Here is an 18,837-nt window from a genome sequence, read left to right on the forward strand (position 1 = left end):
GGCTCGCTGGCTGGCGCATCTTTCGCGGTCATTCCGGAGCGCGCGAAGCGCGAATCCAGAATCTCGGAATGACGGCGGAAGCTATATTGAGACAATGTGACGCAGCAATAACGCGGGCAAGCTCTCAGGCGTTGCCGGCGGCCCTGAACTGCGCGCCCGCGCGTTGCAGGTTTTGCGGCAGGCTCATCAGCACCGTCTTGCGGTCGGCGACGGCAGCGTGGAACTGGTCGAGCGCGATGTTGAAGGCCGTGAGCCCGCCTTCCTCGATCGCGCCGTGATCGAAGCAGTGCAGCGTGTCGCGCAGGATCCCGTCGGCCTCGGCCTGCATCTGGTCGAGCTCTTCCGTCGTCTCGCTCTTGCGGGCTGCCGCGATCATGTCGAGCAGGCGTTCGCGCAGATGACTGTTGTTGTCGCGCTCGTCCTTCTTCAGATAGCCCGCGAACCAGGCACCGAGCGAGCCCATGGCCGAGAGTGCCATCAGGCTCCACCAGATGTAATCGCTGTATTTGTCGAGGAAGCTCTTCTCCTCGCCGTCGACGAAGGCGGCGGCGCCGGGATGCACGGGGATGACCGCATCCTTGTCGGTGTCGGGCGTTTCAATCTTGGCCGCCAGCGGGAATTCCGTCACCAGCTGCTGCCGCACGGCGAACAGCTGTCGCGTGAACGCCGCGATGGTGGTCTCTGATATGCCTTTGCGCGCCACGATGTGGTGCGAGAAGCTGATGGTCTTGACCTCGTCCTCGGGACGATCGGGCGAGCCCCCATAGGTGCCGGCGGGAATCTCGGAGGCTTCATAGACCGGATGATTCTGTGCGATCGCGTCCGCCGAATCGATCGCGAGGAAGGTCGGCGCGCCGAAATCCTTGGTGGAGGCGGCAATCGCGTCCGCTGTGATCTTGCTGTTGACGGGGCCGGCGGCGAGATAGACATCGGCCTTCTGGGTCTTGATGGCCTCGGCGGCCTCGTTGGCCGGGAACTGGATGATCTCGACCTTGGCAGGATCGACGCCGTATTGCTGCAGGATCACCTTGAGCAAATTGACGTTGGCCTGGGTGCGGCCGACCACGCCGACGCGATGGCCGGCGAGCTGCGCGATCTTGGTGATCTTGGGGCCCTTCTTCTTGCCCTTGCCCTGCACCGACCACAGCACCACGACGTTCTTGCGCAGGGTCGCGACCGCCTGCGCGTTCTTCGGCACGTCGACGTCGCCGCGCACGATGGCGAGGTCGACCTTGCCCTCCGCGAGCGCCCCGGCGCTGGCCGTGGCACCGTCGGTCTGGACCGGACGCAGCCGCACATAGCTCTTGTTCTGCGAGAAGGCCTGTGTCAGCGCCTGCACGACCTTGACGTCGTCGCTGTTGGCGGGGCCCACCGCAACCTTCAGCGTCACCGGACGCATCGCGAAATAATAGCCGCCGACGAGCGCGCCGATGATCGCAAGCACCAGCGCGAGCGACACGAGCGCCGTCTTCCGCGCCGCTGATCGCGGCGAAGGCGGAGTGGGCGCTTCGGCCAGGTCCAGACCCCCGGTCATCGATCTCCCAAACAGGCGTTTCAGGCTCAGCTTCATCTCGGCCGGCGATTTAGGCCCGTAATTGTAGCAAATTTCTTGTCCGGCGGGGTTACATCTCCGTCATGGTTAGCGGATCGAGGAAATCCCCCGGTGGACCCCGACCGTAAGCATGGCGTTAGGGTAAAGTTCCCCTGAAGCATGGAGACGATCATGGCAGAACGGCTGGCGGCGGAAGCACGCAAGCAGGCACTGGGTGGTATCCCGGGCTGGAGCGAGGTCGGGGGGCGCGACGCGATCGCGAAAACCTTTGTCTTCAAGGATTTCAACGAGGCGTTCGGGTTCATGACCCGTGCGGCGCTGGTCGCCGAGAAGATGGATCATCACCCCGAATGGCGTAACGTCTACAAGACTGTGGAGGTGGTGCTGTCGACCCATGATGCCGGCGGCGTCACGGCGCGCGACATCGAGCTCGCCAAGGCGATGAACGCCATCGCCAGGCTGACGGCTTAGCTGACACCAGCCTGACATCTTGCAGGGAGCGGCCGCATCCCCATCTTGTGATCGTCAGGGCATGCGGCGATCCGCCGCTCCTGGCTGAACGGGGAGTTTTGGAGCATGGCTGCCGAGCACAGCGTCGGCTTCGAGCCGGCCGATCGGCTCGCGGAAGATCGTGAGAGCGTCCGCCGCCGCTTCTGGCGCAAGCTGAAGCGCGTCGCCGCGCAACTGCCGTTCGCCGAGGACCTCCTTGCGGCCTATTACTGTGCGTTCGACCGGCAGACGCCGCGCCATGTCCAGGCCTCGCTGCTGGGGGCGATCGCGTATTTCATCCTGCCGTTCGACTTCGTCCCCGACGTGATGCCGATCCTCGGCTTCACCGATGACGCCGCCGTGCTCGCCACCGCCATCCGCATGGTCGCCACCCACATCACGACCGAGCACCGCGAAGCCGCCCGCGCCGCGCTGAAGCGCGGACTGGATGAGGGCGAGGCCGCGCAGTAGGCGTTGTTGGCGGCACGCCGCTGCCACACCCACTAATGTCGTCCTGGCGAAAGCCAGGACCCATTACCCCGTTCGGGAATGGTTGCGGGCGGTGCTCACTCCGAGTCTTCGCCAAACTCCTCTCGGTGATAATGGGTCCTGGCTTTCGCCAGGACGACGTCGAGAGCTATTTCTTCTCCGCCCGCGCCTTCTCCGCGTCCCAGGCCTGGAATTGCCTGAACAGCGTCTCCCTCTCCGTGTCGGAGACGTTTGCAGCGGCGGGACTCTGCTTCAGGAACGCCTCGAAGCGCTGGCGCGTCACCGCCTCGACGCCGTGCTTGTCGAGCCATTGCTGCGCCACCGGCAACCTGTTCCAGCCGGACAGCGGCGCCGCGAGCGAGACCTCCTTCCACTTGGGATGGAAGGGCGGGTTCTGCAGCGCCGGGAATTTCGTGAAGAACGCGTCCACGAACAGCGCGAGCTTGCGATAGCGCTCGGTGTTGGGCGCCCAATTATAGGCCGCGAGCACCGCAGGCACCGCGATCGTGTCGACGCTCTCGCCCTCCTTGATCAGGTTCGGATAGTCCTTCGCGGTCAGCGTCGCCGGCAGATAGTCGCTCTGCAGCGGTTTCGCATAGTCCACCTTCGCGAGATGGAAGCGGCCGTCATTGCCGAAGGTCGAGACCGATTTGTACGGCTTGCCGCCGACCACGATGACGGCGTCGATCTCGCCGGCCTTCAGCTTTTCCATCGCGATGCGCTGCTCGACATAGACGAAGTTCGCTCTGATCCCGAGCCGCTCGAACACCGTCAGTGCGGTGACGAAGGTTCCGCCATTGGGCAGATCGACGCTGACCTTCTTGCCCTCGAGGTCCTTCAGCGTCGCGATCGATTTCGGCGCGATGACCTGCATCTCTTCATTGTAGAGCTTGGTCACGTAAGTGAACTGTTTCTTGATGTCCTTGGCAAAGCCCTTGCGCTCGAGATAGTCGAGCGTGTCGGCGCGCACGACGCCGAGATCGACTCCTTGCAGGAACAGGATGTCGGCGACGCTCTGCACCGAGCCGCGGCCGACGATCGGCAGCACGCGGATCTTGTTGCCGTCGTCGAGCACCGAGGCGAGATCGGCGCCGAACTGCACATAGGTGCCGCCGATCGTCCCCGTGATCAGCGTGACGGTGTTGGCGTTCAGCGACTGCTTGGTCGAGCTCGAGCCGAACTGGAAGATGGCCTTCAAACTGTCCGAGACCTTGGCCGGATCGTATTCGGTCTGATCGGCGCGGGCTGTGACGGCACAGATCGTCATGATGGCGGCAAGCGCCATTTTCAAAGCGTTACGCATGATGTCCCCTGAAGTGATCTAGTTCGAGAGCCGGGCGAGGCGCTTGCGCGCTTCAGCCGATCCAAGGCTGGCAGCGCGCTGGTACCAGTCGTGCGCGGCGGCTGCGTCGGCAATGACGCTCCGCGCGTCGCTGGTGCCGAGCACCGCGGGGTCGTAGGTCTGTGCCAGAAGTAGCGCGGCCGTTGCGTCCTTTGCGTTGGCGGCGCGTTCGAGCAGCAGGCGCGCGGCGGCGATGTCGCCGACGCCGATCAAGCTTTTCGCGCGCGTCATCAGTCCTGCCAGCGTGTCGGCGTCGAGCGTCCTGGCGGGCTCGGGCGGTGCAGGCTGTGCCGCGACGGGCGCCGGCGCTGGCGCTTCGACTTGGCTTTGGGCTTGCAGCGCGGTCTGGTAGGCGGTCGCAATCGCTTCGCGGCTTGGCGTCGAAGGCGCCGGAAGCTCCTGCTTGTCGGCGCTCGCCATCACGCGAGCCGGATCCTTGAGCTCGACCTGGCGTACGGCCGGCGGATTGGTCTGAGCCGCGCTTGTTGCGCTGAAGGCATTGTCGGCGAGGAGGCTGCGCAGGTCGAACTGAAGCAGGTCGGACTGAAACAGCACGGCCGCGATCGCCGCGGCGGATATCGCAAGCCCGGCGGCGACAAGAGGCGCGACCCTGGTTCTGGGGCGCAGCGCCCGCGGCGCATATTCCCGTGGGTCCGGTGCTCCGAGCGGGTCGGAGAGGAACAGCGGAATTGGATCGTCTTGTGGAAGTTCGGCGCGCCTGGCGCGCGCACGGATGTAGTCCGCGGTGGACGAAGGTGATGCAGATCGATCGGAGTCGAGCGCGCGCGACTCCTTCGACGGACGGTAGGCCGTCGTCTCCATGGTGTGATGCTCCCCATTACTGACGCAACGCAGGGGCAGTCCCGGTTTCAGTCTTCTTGTTGTTGTCCAGAAGTGCCCCGCAAACTGGAACCGGTAAATCGCCGTCCGATTCAGCCCAAAAAACGACGGCGGTTTGCGCGAATCTGGAGAGATTTGGGTTTGATTGCGGCGGCGCGGCGGAATGCACCGCAATTTTGGCGGTGATGGTTGGGGGGACTTTACCAGACGATGCGCGCGCTCAAGCGCGGGGTGGATGAGGTGGAGGCGCAATAACACGCTCCAATGTCGTCCTGGCTCCCGTGCGCAATTGCGCACTAGGCCAGGACGACGCGCGGAGGGAGTCTTCGCCGTTACATCCTCACGGATGCAGGATCACCTTGCCCATCGCCTGGCGTCCCGCCAGCACCTTCAGCGCATCGGCAGTTTGCGCCAGCGGGAAGGTGCGGTCGACATGCGATGAAATCTTTCCTTCCGCGGTCCACTTCACGAGCTTCTCGAGATTGGCGCGGTTCTTCGCCGGGTTGATCCGGGTCCAGGCGCCCCAGAACACGCCGCGGATATCGCAGCCCTTCAAGAGCGCGAGGTTCAGCGGCATTTTCGGGATGTCGCCGGCGGCAAAGCCGATCACGAGGAAGCGGCCTTCCCAGGCGATCGAGCGCAGCGCCTGCTCGGCATACGCACCACCAACCGGATCGAAGATGATGTCGACGCCCTTGCCGCCCGTGAGCTTGCGCAGGCCTTCCTTCAAATCTTCCTTGCCGTAGTTCAGCGTCAGCTCGGCGCCATGCGCCTTTGCAAACGCGAGCTTCTCGTCCGAGGAGGCGCAGGCGATCACTTTCAGGCCCATCAGCTTGCCGAGCTCGCAGGCGGCAAGGCCCGTGCCGCCGGCAGCGCCCAGCACTGCGAGCGTCTCGCCCGGTTTCGGGCTCGCGCGATCCTCCAGCGCATGCAGCGCGGTGCCGTAGATGATGATGATGCCGGCCGCGCGATCATAGTCGAGATTGTCGGGGATCTTCACGATCGACGCCGCCGGCAGCGCGATCTTCTCGCGCGCGCCGTTGTGGCCGCAGGAGGCGACGACGCGATCGCCGACCTTCAGGTCGGTCACACCGGGACCGATGCTCTCGATCACGCCGGCGACTTCCGCGGCCGGCGAGAACGGGAACGGCGGCTTGATCTGGTACTTGCCCTGGATCATCAGGATGTCGAAAAAATTCAGCGCCGCCGCCTTGATCGCGATCACGGCTTCGCCGGGACCCGCCACCGGATCCGGCACATCGGCGAGCACGAGATCGTCGGGCTGGCAATATTGCGAGCAGAGGATGGCTTTCATGGCAGCACCTGGAGCGTTTCGAGTGGAATTATAGTTGGGTCGGTTTTGCCGGATTTAGGCACGGGCGACAATCCGGATTCTTTGCCCAATGCGATGCACAGACCTATCCTCCCGTCATTGCGAGCGCAGCGAAGCAATCCAGACTATTTCCGCGGCACGGACTCTGGATTGCTTCGCTGCGCTCGCAATGACGCGGTGTGGAAACAGCGAGGATTCAAACGATGTTTGAAACAGGTCTGCTCAAGGACAAGCGCATCCTCGTCACCGGCGGTGGTTCGGGCCTAGGTGCAGCGATGGGACGCCGTTTCCTCGCGCTCGGCGCGGAGCTCGTGATCTGCGGCCGCAAGCTCGACCGGCTCGAGGCAACGGCGGGCGAAATGCGCGAAGAGACCGGCGGCAAGGTCACCACGGTTGCGTGTGACATCCGCGACGGTGCCGCCGTCGACAGCATGATGGAAGCGATCTGGCGCGAGGCGCCGCTCGACATTCTCGTCAACAATGCCGCCGCCACCTTCATCGCGCAGAGCGAGCATCTCTCCTTCCGCGCCGCGGATGCGATCCTGGCGCCGACGCTGCATGGTGCGATGTATTGCACGCTCGCCGCCGGCAGGCGCTGGATCGAGGGCAGCCACGGGGGCGTCGTGCTCTCGATCCTCTCGACCTCGACCATCACCGGCCGCGCCTTCACCGTGCCGTCGGCGATGGCGAAATCGGCGGTGCTGGCGATGACCAAAAGTCTCGCGGTCGAGTGGGGCCCGAAGGGCATTCGCACCGTCGCGATCGCGCCGGGACCGTTCCCGACCGCCGGCGCATCGGGGCAGCTCCGCCCGGAGGGCCGCGACGACGGCTGGACCGCGCGCAACCCGCTGGGCCGCACCGGGGAACACGGCGAGCTCGCCGATCTCGCCAGCTTCCTGGTTTCGGACCGTGCCGCTTACATCAATGGCGAGATGGTGGTGATCGACGGCGGCGCGCATTTGCGCAGCTCCGGCGCCGAAGACCTGCTCGGCTGGACCGACGCGCAATGGGCCGATCAGCGCGCCGCGCGGTCGAAGGCTTAGCCGCGGTTAACCCGCTAACTGCCTTCCCAAATTGAACTTTCCCGGTTATCCCTGCTGCGGGGACAAAGCGCGGCCGGGCCATCTTCCAGTCACAATATTGAGGGAACCACTCCAGCATGTGGCGGGTGCTATTATTGGCTTTGATGACTGGCGTGGTGGCGTGGGGAATCCCTGATTCCGCGCGGGCGCAGACGGCGCAACCGGCGCCCAAGGCTGCACCGAAGGCGACAGCACCGGCGGCCAAAACGGCTGCAAAGCCCGAGAGCAAACCGGCGAGCCCGGCTGCGGCGGTTGCGGGCGGCGCGGAGCCGACCCTGATCGGCCAGTTCGGCACCTGGGGCGCCTATTCGGCGACACCCAACGGCAAGAAGGTCTGCTTCGCGCTGGCAAAGCCGTCGTCGTCGAAGACCAACCCGCCGAATCGGCCGCGCGATCCCGCCTATGCCTTTGTCTCGACCCGGCCGGCGGAAAAGGTGAACAACGAAGTCTCGGTCATGATCGGCTACGCGCTGAAGCCGGGCTCGGAATCCTCGGTCGAGGTCGGCGGCGCCGCCTTTGCGATGTATACGCAGGGCGATGGTCTCTGGATCAAGAACGCGGCGGAGGAGGAGCGGATGGTCGAGGCCATGCGCAAATCCGCCGATCTCGTGGTCAAGGGCGTCTCGGCCAAGGGCACGGAGACGACCGACACGTTCTCGCTGAAGGGCCTCGCCCAGGCGCTCGACAAGATCGCCCAGGATTGTAGGCGGTAACGCCTAGTCGTTAAGGCTGAGGGCGATAAGGTCGCAATCGGCGGTTCCGGTTGCTATATAGGGGCGGTTCCAGATTTCTTCCGTCATTCCGGGGCGCGCGAAGCGCGAACCCGGAATCTCGAGGTTCCGGGTTCAGCTCTTCGAGCTGCCCCGGAACGACCACAGCCATCAGGTCCATTCGATGCAAACCTCGACCGAGCCGCACAACGCAATCCTGGTGGAGAAGACTCCGCTCGAAACCTATGTGCCGCCGGCAAAACCGTCGCTGATCGGGCTGTCGCGCGCCGAGCTTGCCGATCGCCTTGGCGAGATCGGCGTCGCACCGGCGCAGCGCAAGATGCGCGTGCAGCAGCTGTGGCACTGGCTCTACTTCCGCGGCGCCCAGAGCTTCGACGACATGACCTCGATCTCGAAGGGCATCCGAGCCGATCTCGCCCAGCACTTCACCGTCGATCGTCCCGAAGTCGTGGCCGAGCAGATCTCGAGCGACGGCACCCGCAAATGGCTGCTGCGGCTGCCGAGCGGCGACAATGTCGAGAAGGCGCATGAAGTCGAGTGCGTCTACATCCCCGAGACCGATCGCGGCACGCTCTGCGTCTCCTCGCAGGTCGGCTGCACGCTGAATTGTGCCTTCTGCCACACCGGCACGCAGCGCCTCGTGCGCAACCTCACCGCCGGCGAGATCGTCGGGCAGGTGATGGTCGCGCGCGATCGTCTCAATGACTGGGCCGATCGCGAGGACGGCACGCGCCGCGTCACCAACATCGTGATGATGGGCATGGGCGAGCCGCTCTACAATTTCGATGCGGTGCGCGATGCGCTGCTCATCGTCGGCGACAATGAAGGCATCGGCATCTCCCGCCGCCGCATCACGCTGTCGACCTCAGGCGTGGTGCCGAACATCGTGCGCGCCGGCGAGGAGATCGGCGTCATGCTCGCGATCTCGCTGCACGCGGTGCGTGACGAGCTGCGCAACGAGCTGGTGCCGCTCAACCGCAAATATCCGATCAGGGAGCTCTTGCAGGCCTGCCGCGACTATCCCGGCGCCTCGAACGCGCGCCGCATCACCTTCGAATATGTGATGCTCAAGGGCGTCAACGATTCGCTCGACGATGCCAAGCTGCTGGTGAAGATGCTCAAGGGCATTCACGCCAAGATCAACCTGATCCCGTTCAATCCCTGGCCCGGCACCGCCTATGAATGCTCGGACTGGGACCAGATCGAGAAATTCTCCGAGTACATCTTCAACGCCGGCTACTCTTCGCCGGTACGTACCCCGCGCGGCCGCGACATCCTCGCCGCCTGCGGTCAGCTCAAGTCGGAGACCGAAAAGCTCTCGGCCCGCGAGCGCCAGGCGCTCCGCGCCATGGCGATGACGGATTGATGAATGCGTGCCTCGTGCACTCTCGTCATGGCCGGGCTTGACCCGGCCATCTGCGTTTATGAGCTGTCATTCCGGGGCGCGCAAAGCGCGAACCCGGAATCTCGAGATTCCGGATTCGGTGCTGCGCACCGCTCCGGAATGACGGCGATACTTGACAGGTCCCTCAGATGTCCCTGATCGGCCGCCTCGTCGTTATCTTCATCGGCTTTCTCGCCGCCTGCTTCGTCGGCGGCATGATTGTGGTCATGGCGCTGCTGTTTCCGGAGTTCGCCGATCTCGGCGCCGGCCCCGTCGATCAGGGCGCGATCGATATCCTGCTCGGCTTCGGTTTCATCTTCGTCTCGGGTTTTGCGCTGGTGCCGGCGGCGGTGATCGTCGCCATCACCGAAGCGCTCTACATCCGCAGCGCGCTCGCCTATGCCGTCGGCGGCGGCCTCGTCGGGCTCGCCTGCTATCTCGGCCTCGTTCCTTTCCATTCCGACACGCTGCAGTTCGAGGGTATCGTGCGGCGTCACCTGGAAATCATGACCGGTGCGGGCATCGTCGCCGGCGTCGTCTACTGGCTGATTGCCGGCCGCAACGCCGGTGCCTGGCGCGAACCGCCACCCCCGCGCAAGCCGCCTCCGCCATTGCCGGCGAATTCGCGGCCGCAGGCATGACCCTTGCCGAGAGAGCTCATACCGACATGGATTCGAATCAGAGAGTAGCGTCTGCAATCTTGGAAAGCGTGATTGGCGCGCAGCTGGGCAAATTGTCACTTCCCGAGCTCGAGCAAGATATCCTAGCTCAATTGCCAGCTATTGACTCGACCTTGCCCAGAGCGACCCGGGAACTTCTGGATCGGTTAGTACTGAACGTCTTTCAGACGCAGACTAGGAATGGTGCCGCAGCCCTCAATACTCCGCGCCAGTTTACCTACGACGAAGATCAAGGTGTCGATCTCCTGTTTGAGGAAGCAGCAAATGCCATTAGGACCTACCTTGAAAGTATTGCGCCACCTCATCCCACTCCGCTAAACCGCGCGCCATGAACCGGACTGGACTCTTTATCGGCCTGGCGCTGTGGCTCGTGATCGGTGTCGTTTTCGGCCTCTATCCCGAGCTTGATCTCAAGCTGGCCTCGCTCTTCTTCGACCCCGAGACGAAGACGTTTCCGCTCAAGCTGAACGAGTGGGCCGGCTTCGCGCGCGATGCTGCGATGTGGGTCGCCTGGGCGTTCGTGCTGCCCTCGCTGGTGGCGCTGGTGGTCAAGATGATCCGACCCGACCGGCCGTTGATGGTATCGGGACGCGCGATCGTGTTCCTGCTGGTGACGATCATCCTGTCGGCGGGCATCCTCACCAATCTCACCTTCAAGACCTATTGGGGCCGGCCGCGCCCGGTGGTGGTGACGGAGTTTGCCGGCGACCAGCAATTCGTGCCGTGGTGGGATCCGCGCGGCGGCTGCGCGCGCAATTGCTCGTTCTTCTCGGGCGAGGGCGCGACCGCGTTCTGGACGCTGGCCCCCGCCGCACTGGCCCCGCCGGCATGGCGGCCGCTCGCTTATGCCGGCGCGGTGATCTTCGGCGCTGTCACCAGCGGGCTGCGCATGGCCTTCGGCGGGCATTTCTTTACCGATGTCTCGATCGCCGGCCTCGTCACCTTCGTCGTGATCTGGTTCGCCTACGCGCTGATCTACCGCTGGCCGCGGACCCGGTTTTCGGACGAGGCGGTGGATGCCGCCCTGACCCGGCTGAACATGCCCGCCTACCGGCTCCGCCAGCGCCTGTTCGGCCGCAAGACCGGCCCCGCGCCGTCGATTTGAGCCATTAAATGCGTGCCGAGCCCCGCGAAATTTGATATTCGCGCGGTCAAGTTCGCCCCGAAATCAGACCCTTTGAGACCCGATTGGAAGCCCCATGACCACGATCCTGAAAAGCCTGCCCAAGGGTGAGAAAGTCGGCATCGCTTTCTCGGGCGGTCTCGACACCAGCGCGGCACTGCTCTGGATGAAGCAGAAGGGCGCGCGCTGCTACGCCTACACCGCCAATCTCGGCCAGCCCGACGAGGCCGACTACAACGAGATCCCGCGCAAGGCGATGGAGTTCGGCGCCGAGAATGCGCGGCTCGTCGATTGCCGCACGCAGCTGGTCCATGAAGGCATCGCCGCGATCCAGTCCGGCGCCTTCCACATCTCCACCGGCGGCATCACCTATTTCAACACCACGCCGCTCGGGCGCGCCGTCACCGGCACGATGCTGGTCGCGGCGATGAAGGAAGACGGCGTCAACATCTGGGGCGACGGCTCGACCTTCAAGGGCAACGACATCGAGCGCTTCTACCGCTACGGCCTGCTCACCAATCCGGGCCTGAAGATCTACAAGCCCTGGCTCGACCAGCAGTTCATCGACGAACTCGGCGGCCGCGCCGAGATGTCGGCGTTCATGACCGCCCAGGGCTTTGCGTACAAGATGAGCGCCGAGAAGGCGTACTCGACCGACAGCAATTTGCTCGGCGCCACGCATGAGGCCAAGGATCTCGAAAGCCTCGACAGCGGCATCAAGATCGTCAACCCGATCATGGGCGTGCCGTTCTGGCGCGACGATTGCGCCGTCAAGGCCGAGAAGGTCGTGGTGCGTTTCGAGGAGGGCCAGCCGGTCGCGCTGAACGGCCAGATCTTCGCCGATCCCGTCGCGCTGTTCCTCGAAGCCAACGCCATTGGCGGCCGTCATGGTCTCGGCATGAGCGACCAGATCGAGAACCGCATCATCGAGGCCAAGAGCCGCGGCATCTACGAGGCGCCCGGCATGGCGCTGCTGCACATCGCCTATGAGCGCCTCGTCACCGGCATCCACAACGAGGACACCATCGAGCAGTACCGCATCAGCGGCATGCGCCTGGGACGCCTGCTCTATCAGGGTCGCTGGTTCGACTCGCAGGCCCTGATGCTGCGCGAGACCGCGCAGCGCTGGGTCGCACGCGCCGTCACCGGCGAGGTCACGCTGGAGCTGCGCCGCGGCAACGACTATTCGATCCTCAACACCGAGAGCCCGAACCTCACCTATGCGCCGGAACGGCTCAGCATGGAGAAGGTCGAGGACGCCGCCTTCACGCCGGCCGACCGCATCGGCCAGCTCACCATGCGCAATCTCGACATCGCCGACACGCGGACGAAGCTCGGTCTCTATTCGAAGACCGGTTTGCTCTCAGGCAGCGAAGGCTCGCAGATCTTCAAGCTCGAAAGCGACAAGGGCTGAGGCTCTCGTAGCCCGGATGGGCGAAGCGATATCCGGGGACTTTCTCGCCAAATGGATAGACCCCGGATGTCGCTTCGCTCATCCGGGCTACGGGCGATAGCTGATGATGTAGCTTCATTCGTCATTGCGAGCGAAGCGAAGCAATCCAGAATCTCTCCGCGGTGACAGTCTGGATTGCTTCGTCGCACCAGCGCAAAATTGCTTCGCAATTTTGTCGCGGGCTCCTCGCAATGACGAAAAAAATGGCCGGGATCGCTCCCGGCCATTTGCGTTTGTGCGTGCCGTTACCGCGGCGGCGCGGTGCCGGGCGGGGGCGGCGGCAGCGAGGCCTGGCCGCCGTTGAGCAGCGGCGTGATGCGGCGGACCGTGACGCGCCGGTTGATCAGGCTCGGCCCCTGCGTCTGCTCCTTCAGATACTGCTCGCCATAGCCCTGCGACGTCAGGTTCTCCGCGGGCACATTGAACTGCTGCGTCAGCAATTCGGCCGCGGACTGCGCGCGGCGGTCCGACAGCGACAGATTGTCGACCTCGTTGCCGACCGCGTCGGTGTGGCCCTCGATCAGGAACACCTCGCGCGGGTTGCGCTGGATCGCCTGGTTGAGGCCGTCGGCGATCACCTGCAGCCGGGCCGCCTGGTCCGGCGGGATGGTCCACGATCCCGTCTCGAAGTTGATCGTGTTGACGTCGATGCTCGGCATCTGCATGCGAACATTGGGGCTGTAGCGGATCTCGTCGAGCGAGTAACGCCGATCGATCCGCTGCACCGGCGGTGCAACCATCGTCTGGTAGATCACGTCCGGCGACGCTTCCTGGGCGTCGACGATGTAGCGATCGTAGGGGATGTTCACGACCGGCGGCGGCACGTCGACATAGAAGCCGCCGACCGACCGCGGATCGCGGTAGCTGTTGTCGATGATGACGATCTCGCGCCCGCCGGGGTCCCTGCGGATTCGACGCAGGAGCGAGCCGTCCGGGCCGACCACGGTGATCACCTCGCTGCCATCAGGACGGATCACGACGGTGCGGGTCTCGCCGCCGATCGTGTCGGTGCGGATGTCGCGGGCGCCATAGCGGAAGCGATAGAGATCGTTGCCGCGGACGTACGCCTGCCCGCCTGGATCGCGGATGATGATGCGATCCGGCTCGGTGTAGACGGTGCGGCCGCCTTCGACGATCTCCTGCCGCTGGTTGCGGTAGTCGGCGATGGTCGCACCGATCACGGCGCCGGCCACCACGCCCGCACCGATCGCGAGCGGCGTCAGGTCACGCTGCGGCGGGCGGGGCGGAGGCGGCAAGGGTGCAGCGACCGTCGGCGCGGCGCGGAAGGCCGGTGCGACCGTCGGCTGCGCGTACTGCGGCCTGTTCGGTGGTGGCGCTGCGGCGGCCGAGCCGGGGACGACCGTCGGCGCGGCAGCGCCGGCCGGAGGCGCGGGCGGGCGCACCGGAGCACCGGCTTGCGGTGACGCGGGCGGAGCTCCGGCAGCGGGCGCGCCGGCAGGAGGCGTTCCACCCTGTTGGCCGGGGGCTGGCGTCGCCGTTGGTGCCGGGGCCGCGCCGGGAGCGGGGGCCGCTGCCCCCGGACGTCCGGCCGGCGGCGTCGGAGCGCCAGTCGGGGCCGGCGTTGCCGTTGGAGCAGGCGCAGCACCGGGTGCCGGCGTTCCCGCCGCCGGAGGAGCGCCGGGACGTACGCCGGGCGGAGGTGCGCCGGGGCGGCCGGCGGGCGGCGCGCCAGGCGTGCTGCCCGGAGCCGGCGTTGCGGTCGGCGCAGGTGTTGCTGTCGGTGCCGGCGTGGTGGTCGGGGCAGGCGCGGCAGGTCGCGCCGTCGGTGCTGCGGGCGCAGGAGCCACGGGCGTTGCCGTCGGCGCAGGCGCGGGCCGCACCGAGGGGGCCGCTGCAGGAGGCGGCGGAGGCGTTGGAGTCGGATGTGCTGCGGCAGGCGGCGGCGCCGGCGGCGTGGGCGCCGGGCGTGCTGCAGGCGGTGCCGGAGGCGGCGGTGTCGGGGCGTGCTGCTGCGGGGCCGCAGCCGGAGGCGGTGCAGCAGGCTTCGGAGCGGCAGGCGGCGGGGGTGGCGGCGGCGGAGCCGGACGAGCCGCAGGGGGAGGCGGAGGCGGTGGCGGCGCTGCAGGGCGCGCCGGAGCGGCAGCCGGCGGCGGCGCAGCGGGCGGGTGAGGCGGTGCAGCCGCGGGCGGCGGTGCGGCCGGGCGCGCGGGCGCGGCAGGCGGCGTGGCCGCTGGCGGGCCCTTCGGCGGCTGCTTCGGTTTTCCGTCAGGGCCCGTCTCTTGCGGCTGGGCCTGCGCGACCACGAGCGGCGAAGCGCCTTGCGCGTGCGATGCGGTGTTGGCCAATTGCATCGCGGTGAGAGCCGTCGTCGCAAGCAGCACGAAACGAAGGTTGGTCATGGTGGTGAACTTCCCCGGAAGGTTCTTTGACGAAGTGTTGGGATGAACAGCTACGCGTTAGGCCGCATTGTGGCGGGCGAAGCGGCCGCGGCCCGATTTATTTCTGCACGCAAATCGACTCACTATGGTGACGTTCATTGCGCATTCAGACGCACGTTGCAATCGCCTCACATGTGATGCTTCGCCTCATATGTGATTGCGCGGCGGCGTTGCGTCCGTCTCGGGATTGGGCGTGAGCGGACCGTTCGGCCCGCGCGATGGAATCTCCTCGGGCACGTTGCCCGGCAATTCGTCGGGCAGCGGTGATTCGCCGGGCTCGCGCACCGGCGGCGTGATGTCGGGCTGCGGATTGCCGGGCGGAATTCCCGGCGGCGGTTCAGCGGGAGTGCCCGGTGTTGCCGGCGGTATCTCGGGCGGTTCGATCGGCATCGGCATCATCGAGATCGTTGTCCAGAGAACGATAACGGCTATGCCGCGCCGATGTTCCGCCTCGCATCGTTCCGAAGCGCGCCCTATTCCGGCAGATGGCAGACGGCCTCGATGTTGTGGCCATCGGGATCGAGCACGAACGCGCCATAGTAGTTGGCGTGATAATGCGGGCGGAGGCCGGGCGGCCCGTTGTCGCGGCCGCCGGCTGCCATCGCCGCCTTGTAGAATGCGTCGACCGTGGCGCGGTCCTTTGCGGCGATCGCGATGTGCACCGGCTTGTTCATGGCACCTTCGCCGCCGAACCAGAGATCCGGCTTGCCGTCGGCGCCGAAGCCTGCGGCCGCAGCGTGACCGGTCTGCTCCGCCGTGACCTCCATGATCAGGCCGTAGCCGAGCGGCGCCAGCGCTTTCAAATAAAACGCTTTCGCGCGCTCATAGTCGGAGACCGAGAAACCGAGATGGTCGATCATCGCTAACCTCCCTTCCTTGTCCCTGTCAGCGTGACAGGAACGTATTGCTTCGCGTCTTGCGCGCGACCGTAAAGCCGCGCGCGATCATGTCGGCAATACAATCCTGCTGCCACTCGTTTTGTGACAGATGCTCGATCACCACCGCGCGCGGCCACAGCGATTGCGGTGCGTCGCGGAAGAAGCCGATCAGCACGCGGTCCTCAAAACCCTCGACGTCGATCTTGAGCGAATCGACCCGCGCAACGCCGGCCTCATCCAGAATCCTCGTCAGCCGCAGCGACGGCACCTTGATGGCGTCAGCGCTCGCTGCGCCGGTCACGACATGCGTGGCGCCGAGATTGCCGCCGCCGCTCTCGATCATCAGCTCGCCGTCGCTGTCGCCCGCCGCGGCCTGAATCAGGCGCACCTGCGTCGCCTTCGATGCGGCATGGTTGAAGGAGAGCCGTCCGAAGGTCAGCGGATGCGGCTCGATCGCGACCACCTTGCCTTGGGTGCCGACCTGCCGCGCCATCACCAGCGCAAACGTGCCGACATTGGCGCCGACGTCGACGAACACGCCGCCCACGGGGGTGTGCTGGCGCAGGAAGTCGAGCTCGTCGAGATTGTAGTCGGGATTGAACAGCGCACCGCGCTCGGTCGCGCTGCCCTGGTGATAGAAGCGGAACGAGGCGCCCTGATACTGCACATCGATCGGGCCGCCGCGCAGCAGATTGACCAGCCGCGACAGCCAGGGCCGGAACGCGCCGCGCTTCAGCCCCGATCGCGTCGCGAGGCTGATGATCGCGGCCTGCGCGGCATTCGGCGCAAACGCGCCGAATGGCGCGGACGAAGGGGCATTGTCGGGCGTCAAGCAGCAGGTCCTCGTTGCGAGCGGCGCATGCATAGCCGGTTTTGCCGGGGACTCCAACGCTCGATCACAGGTGTCGTCCCGGACAAGCGTAAGCGCAGATCCGGGACCCATAACCACAGGACCACAGGGCGTGGTTGGGTGCGAGTTGGCAACTCCGAGTCTTCGCCAAACTCAATCCTGTGGCTATGGGTCCCGGATCGGCGCGCGCTTGGGGCGCGCTTGTCCGGGACGACGAAACCTCACGCCGCCTTCTTCGCCGCCTTCCGCTGCCTCAGGAATCGCCTGAGCAGCCTGCGCCGGCTGTTGCGCGGGATCAGGTCGATGTCGCTGACGAGCTTGGCGCCGCCCTTGCGGCGCTCCAGCACGATCTTGCGGCTGTGGAAGGCTTCCAGCTCGACGCGATGCGCGACGCTGACGATGGTCGCCTTCGGCAGCTCGTCGGTGACCATCTTCATCATTTTGTCCTGGCTCTTCTCGTCGAGCGCCGAGGTCGCTTCATCCAGCACGACGATATCAGGGCTGTGCAGCAGCAGCCGCGCGAAGGCGAGGCGCTGCTTCTCGCCGCCCGACAGCGTCTGGTCCCAGGGGCCTTCTTCCTCGATCTTCTCCTTGAGATGGGCGAGGCCGACCTTGTGCAAGGCCTCCCCGATCTCTTCGATGGTCCAATCCTCTGCGGCGCCGGGATAGGCGACGGCGCGGCGCAGCGATCCCGTGGGTACGTAGGGCCGCTGCGGCAGCATGAACAGCCGCCGGTCGGGATGGAAATTGACGCTGCCGCCGCCCCACGGCCATAGCCCCGCAATGGCGCGCACCAGCGTGCTCTTGCCGGTGCCGGATTCGCCGGCGACCAGCAACCGCTCGCCGGGCTCGATCACCACCTCGGTCTCGCCGACCACGGCGGTGCCGTCGTCGAGCGTGACGGAGAGATCGTGCAGCTCCAGCATGGCCTCGTTGCTGGTCTCGCCGCGCTTGATGCGGCCGAACCCGTCGCCCTGCTCGGCGCGTTCGAGGCCGTCGAGCGACATCATCAGCGAGGCGATGCGGCGCGCGCAGGCGTTCCAGTCGGCCAGCCGCGGATAGTTGTCGACCAGCCAGCCGAACGCACTCTGCACGATGGTGAAGGCGGAGGCCGCCTGCATCACCTGCCCCAGCGTCATGCTGCCGTCGAGGAATTTTGGCGCGCAGAGCAGCAGCGGCACGACCGGTGCAACGAGGCTCGACCCTTGCGACACCAGCGTGGTGCGCATGTGCTGGCCGGCGAGCCGCGCCCATTGCCGCAGCACGTTGGTGAAATTGCGGTCGAGGCCGTCGCGCTCCTCCTCCTCGCCGCCGAGCAGCGCGATGCTCTCGCCGTTCTCGCGCACGCGTGTCAGCGTGTAGCGGAAATCAGCCTCGGCCTGGTTCTTGTCCTCCGAGACCTGCACGAAGCGCCGGCCGATCACCGTGATCGATCCGGATGCGATCGCGGCGTAGAGGATCGCGGCGATCACGAGGAAGCCGGGAATGGTCACCGACGAGCCGCCGAGCGTGACGGTGAGCGCGCCGCCGATGGTCCAGAGCACGACGATGAAGGTCGCGGCCGACAGCAGCGCCGAGGTGACGCCGGCGAGGAAATCGACCGGCGAGTCGGTCGCGATGCGTAAGTCCTCCGCGATCCGGTATTCCGGATTCTCGTGGTCGCCGCCGACGAGGTTGAGCTGGTAGTAGCGCCCGTTGGTGAGCCAGCGCGTCAGCACGCTGCTGGTGAGCCAGGCCCGCCAGCGCCGCTGGATCCCCATGCGCGCGAACACCTGCACGACGCCAAGCACGACGCTGCCGATCGCGAGCGGGAAGAACATTGCGGTGAGATGGAAGACGCTTGTCGCGTCGCGCTGCTCGATGGCGTCGAAGATCGCGCGATTCCAGACGTTGATGCCGTATTGGAAACAGACGGTGAGGACGATCAGCACGCCGAGGCCGATCGAGAACGGCCATGCCAAGCGGTCGCCGTTGGGGCCCCAGAAGCCGCGCGCGCTGATCCAGAAGCGGGTCAGCAGATAATCCTTGCGGGCCTGCTCGGCCTCTTCGGGAGAGAGCTCGGGATCGGGTTCGACCTCGGGCGGTGGCGGCGCGACTCCCTCGCCGTTCTCGCCCTTGATCTCGACAATGGGCGGCGTCCTGCCCTGTTCGCGCTTTCCGGCCGGCTTTTGCATGGCCGGATAACGCGAGAAAAATCAGTCGGTTCCCGCCA

Annotated in this window: 18 protein-coding genes; 9 read left to right on the forward strand and 9 right to left on the reverse strand. The window is 65.9% G+C overall.

Going from position 1 to position 18,837, the window contains the following annotated elements; translation table 11 throughout:
* Positions 1-124: 124 nt before the first annotated feature.
* The gene (locus tag JQ635_RS14970) at positions 125-1,570 is read right to left on the reverse strand and encodes a TAXI family TRAP transporter solute-binding subunit (protein WP_211410611.1); all 1,446 of its coding nucleotides are present in this window, start codon (positions 1,568-1,570) and stop codon (positions 125-127) included.
* Positions 1,571-1,723: 153 nt separating this feature from the next.
* Between JQ635_RS14970 and JQ635_RS14975 the strand changes: the two genes are divergently transcribed.
* Both JQ635_RS14975 and JQ635_RS14980 read left to right on the forward strand, forming a co-directional pair.
* Complete coding sequence (locus tag JQ635_RS14975; RefSeq protein WP_211410612.1) at positions 1,724-2,023, forward strand: 4a-hydroxytetrahydrobiopterin dehydratase; 300 nt, start codon at positions 1,724-1,726, stop codon at positions 2,021-2,023.
* 105 nt (positions 2,024-2,128) lie between these two features.
* Positions 2,129-2,512, forward strand: a complete 384-nt coding sequence (locus JQ635_RS14980) for a YkvA family protein (protein ID WP_211410613.1) — start codon at positions 2,129-2,131, stop codon at positions 2,510-2,512.
* A 166-nt stretch (positions 2,513-2,678) separates the two neighbouring features.
* Here the strand turns inward: JQ635_RS14980 and JQ635_RS14985 are convergent, their stop codons facing one another.
* The 3 genes from JQ635_RS14985 to JQ635_RS14995 all read right to left on the reverse strand — a co-directional run bounded on the left by JQ635_RS14985 (position 2,679) and on the right by JQ635_RS14995 (position 6,027).
* A complete protein-coding gene (locus JQ635_RS14985; protein WP_211410614.1) occupies positions 2,679-3,833 on the reverse strand; it encodes a TAXI family TRAP transporter solute-binding subunit in 1,155 nt (384 codons plus the stop codon).
* An 18-nt stretch (positions 3,834-3,851) separates the two neighbouring features.
* Positions 3,852-4,964 carry a hypothetical protein gene (locus JQ635_RS14990; RefSeq protein WP_433996564.1) on the reverse strand — a complete coding sequence of 371 codons (1,113 nt, stop codon included), beginning with the start codon at positions 4,962-4,964 and terminating at the stop codon, positions 3,852-3,854.
* 88 nt (positions 4,965-5,052) lie between these two features.
* Positions 5,053-6,027 carry an NADPH:quinone oxidoreductase family protein gene (locus tag JQ635_RS14995; protein ID WP_211410615.1) on the reverse strand — a complete coding sequence of 325 codons (975 nt, stop codon included), beginning with the start codon at positions 6,025-6,027 and terminating at the stop codon, positions 5,053-5,055.
* Between the two features lie 221 nt (positions 6,028-6,248).
* Here JQ635_RS14995 and JQ635_RS15000 point away from each other — a divergent pair, with 221 nt between their 5' ends.
* From JQ635_RS15000 to argG, 7 genes are all read left to right on the forward strand, one after another.
* Positions 6,249-7,088 carry an SDR family oxidoreductase gene (locus JQ635_RS15000; RefSeq protein WP_211410616.1) on the forward strand — a complete coding sequence of 280 codons (840 nt, stop codon included), beginning with the start codon at positions 6,249-6,251 and terminating at the stop codon, positions 7,086-7,088.
* 116 nt (positions 7,089-7,204) lie between these two features.
* Positions 7,205-7,840: an invasion associated locus B family protein gene (locus JQ635_RS15005; RefSeq protein ID WP_211410617.1), complete on the forward strand. Its 636-nt coding sequence runs from the start codon at positions 7,205-7,207 to the stop codon at positions 7,838-7,840.
* A 181-nt stretch (positions 7,841-8,021) separates the two neighbouring features.
* Positions 8,022-9,224, forward strand: a complete 1,203-nt coding sequence (gene rlmN, locus JQ635_RS15010) for a 23S rRNA (adenine(2503)-C(2))-methyltransferase RlmN (RefSeq protein ID WP_211410618.1) — start codon at positions 8,022-8,024, stop codon at positions 9,222-9,224.
* 167 nt (positions 9,225-9,391) lie between these two features.
* Positions 9,392-9,883 carry a hypothetical protein gene (locus tag JQ635_RS15015; RefSeq protein WP_211410619.1) on the forward strand — a complete coding sequence of 164 codons (492 nt, stop codon included), beginning with the start codon at positions 9,392-9,394 and terminating at the stop codon, positions 9,881-9,883.
* Positions 9,880-10,254, forward strand: a complete 375-nt coding sequence (locus tag JQ635_RS15020) for a hypothetical protein (RefSeq protein ID WP_211410620.1) — start codon at positions 9,880-9,882, stop codon at positions 10,252-10,254. Before JQ635_RS15015 ends, JQ635_RS15020 begins: the two co-directional genes overlap by 4 nt.
* Positions 10,251-11,027 (forward strand): phosphatase PAP2 family protein, encoded by a 777-nt coding sequence (locus tag JQ635_RS15025; RefSeq protein WP_211410621.1) that lies wholly within the window; start codon positions 10,251-10,253, stop codon positions 11,025-11,027. The genes JQ635_RS15020 and JQ635_RS15025 overlap by 4 nt, the downstream gene beginning before the upstream one ends.
* 94 nt (positions 11,028-11,121) lie before the next feature.
* Positions 11,122-12,459, forward strand: a complete 1,338-nt coding sequence (gene argG / locus JQ635_RS15030; RefSeq protein WP_211410622.1) for an argininosuccinate synthase — start codon at positions 11,122-11,124, stop codon at positions 12,457-12,459.
* A gap of 284 nt (positions 12,460-12,743) precedes the next feature.
* Here argG and JQ635_RS15035 read toward each other — a convergent pair whose 3' ends face one another.
* The 5 genes from JQ635_RS15035 to JQ635_RS15055 all read right to left on the reverse strand — a co-directional run bounded on the left by JQ635_RS15035 (position 12,744) and on the right by JQ635_RS15055 (position 18,799).
* The gene (locus JQ635_RS15035) at positions 12,744-14,858 is read right to left on the reverse strand and encodes an OmpA family protein (protein ID WP_211410623.1); all 2,115 of its coding nucleotides are present in this window, start codon (positions 14,856-14,858) and stop codon (positions 12,744-12,746) included.
* A gap of 186 nt (positions 14,859-15,044) precedes the next feature.
* The gene (locus JQ635_RS15040) at positions 15,045-15,287 is read right to left on the reverse strand and encodes a hypothetical protein (protein ID WP_211410624.1); all 243 of its coding nucleotides are present in this window, start codon (positions 15,285-15,287) and stop codon (positions 15,045-15,047) included.
* An 83-nt stretch (positions 15,288-15,370) separates the two neighbouring features.
* Positions 15,371-15,757, reverse strand: coding sequence for a VOC family protein (locus JQ635_RS15045; protein ID WP_211410625.1), 387 nt, complete (start codon positions 15,755-15,757; stop codon positions 15,371-15,373).
* A gap of 25 nt (positions 15,758-15,782) precedes the next feature.
* Positions 15,783-16,607: an FkbM family methyltransferase gene (locus tag JQ635_RS15050; protein ID WP_211410626.1), complete on the reverse strand. Its 825-nt coding sequence runs from the start codon at positions 16,605-16,607 to the stop codon at positions 15,783-15,785.
* A 239-nt stretch (positions 16,608-16,846) separates the two neighbouring features.
* Positions 16,847-18,799: an ABC transporter ATP-binding protein/permease gene (locus JQ635_RS15055; protein WP_211410627.1), complete on the reverse strand. Its 1,953-nt coding sequence runs from the start codon at positions 18,797-18,799 to the stop codon at positions 16,847-16,849.
* Positions 18,800-18,837 lie beyond the last annotated feature (38 nt).

The organism is Bradyrhizobium iriomotense, from assembly GCF_018130765.1.
Taxonomy (GTDB): Bacteria; Pseudomonadota; Alphaproteobacteria; order Rhizobiales; family Xanthobacteraceae; genus Bradyrhizobium; species Bradyrhizobium iriomotense_A.

Bases quoted from the DNA above. Each gene is read 5' to 3' on its own strand.
- JQ635_RS14970 (WP_211410611.1), bottom strand. From the start codon at position 1,570: ATGAAGCTGAGCCTGAAACGCCTGTTTGGGAGATCGATGACCGGGGGT.
- JQ635_RS14975 (WP_211410612.1), top strand. From the start codon at position 1,724: ATGGCAGAACGGCTGGCGGCGGAAGCACGCAAGCAGGCACTGGGTGGT.
- JQ635_RS14980 (WP_211410613.1), top strand. From the start codon at position 2,129: ATGGCTGCCGAGCACAGCGTCGGCTTCGAGCCGGCCGATCGGCTCGCG.
- JQ635_RS14985 (WP_211410614.1), bottom strand. From the start codon at position 3,833: ATGCGTAACGCTTTGAAAATGGCGCTTGCCGCCATCATGACGATCTGT.
- JQ635_RS14995 (WP_211410615.1), bottom strand. From the start codon at position 6,027: ATGAAAGCCATCCTCTGCTCGCAATATTGCCAGCCCGACGATCTCGTG.
- JQ635_RS15000 (WP_211410616.1), top strand. From the start codon at position 6,249: ATGTTTGAAACAGGTCTGCTCAAGGACAAGCGCATCCTCGTCACCGGC.
- JQ635_RS15005 (WP_211410617.1), top strand. From the start codon at position 7,205: ATGTGGCGGGTGCTATTATTGGCTTTGATGACTGGCGTGGTGGCGTGG.
- rlmN (WP_211410618.1), top strand. From the start codon at position 8,022: ATGCAAACCTCGACCGAGCCGCACAACGCAATCCTGGTGGAGAAGACT.
- JQ635_RS15015 (WP_211410619.1), top strand. From the start codon at position 9,392: ATGTCCCTGATCGGCCGCCTCGTCGTTATCTTCATCGGCTTTCTCGCC.
- JQ635_RS15020 (WP_211410620.1), top strand. From the start codon at position 9,880: ATGACCCTTGCCGAGAGAGCTCATACCGACATGGATTCGAATCAGAGA.
- JQ635_RS15025 (WP_211410621.1), top strand. From the start codon at position 10,251: ATGAACCGGACTGGACTCTTTATCGGCCTGGCGCTGTGGCTCGTGATC.
- argG (WP_211410622.1), top strand. From the start codon at position 11,122: ATGACCACGATCCTGAAAAGCCTGCCCAAGGGTGAGAAAGTCGGCATC.
- JQ635_RS15035 (WP_211410623.1), bottom strand. From the start codon at position 14,858: ATGACCAACCTTCGTTTCGTGCTGCTTGCGACGACGGCTCTCACCGCG.
- JQ635_RS15040 (WP_211410624.1), bottom strand. From the start codon at position 15,287: ATGCCGATCGAACCGCCCGAGATACCGCCGGCAACACCGGGCACTCCC.
- JQ635_RS15045 (WP_211410625.1), bottom strand. From the start codon at position 15,757: ATGATCGACCATCTCGGTTTCTCGGTCTCCGACTATGAGCGCGCGAAA.
- JQ635_RS15055 (WP_211410627.1), bottom strand. From the start codon at position 18,799: ATGCAAAAGCCGGCCGGAAAGCGCGAACAGGGCAGGACGCCGCCCATT.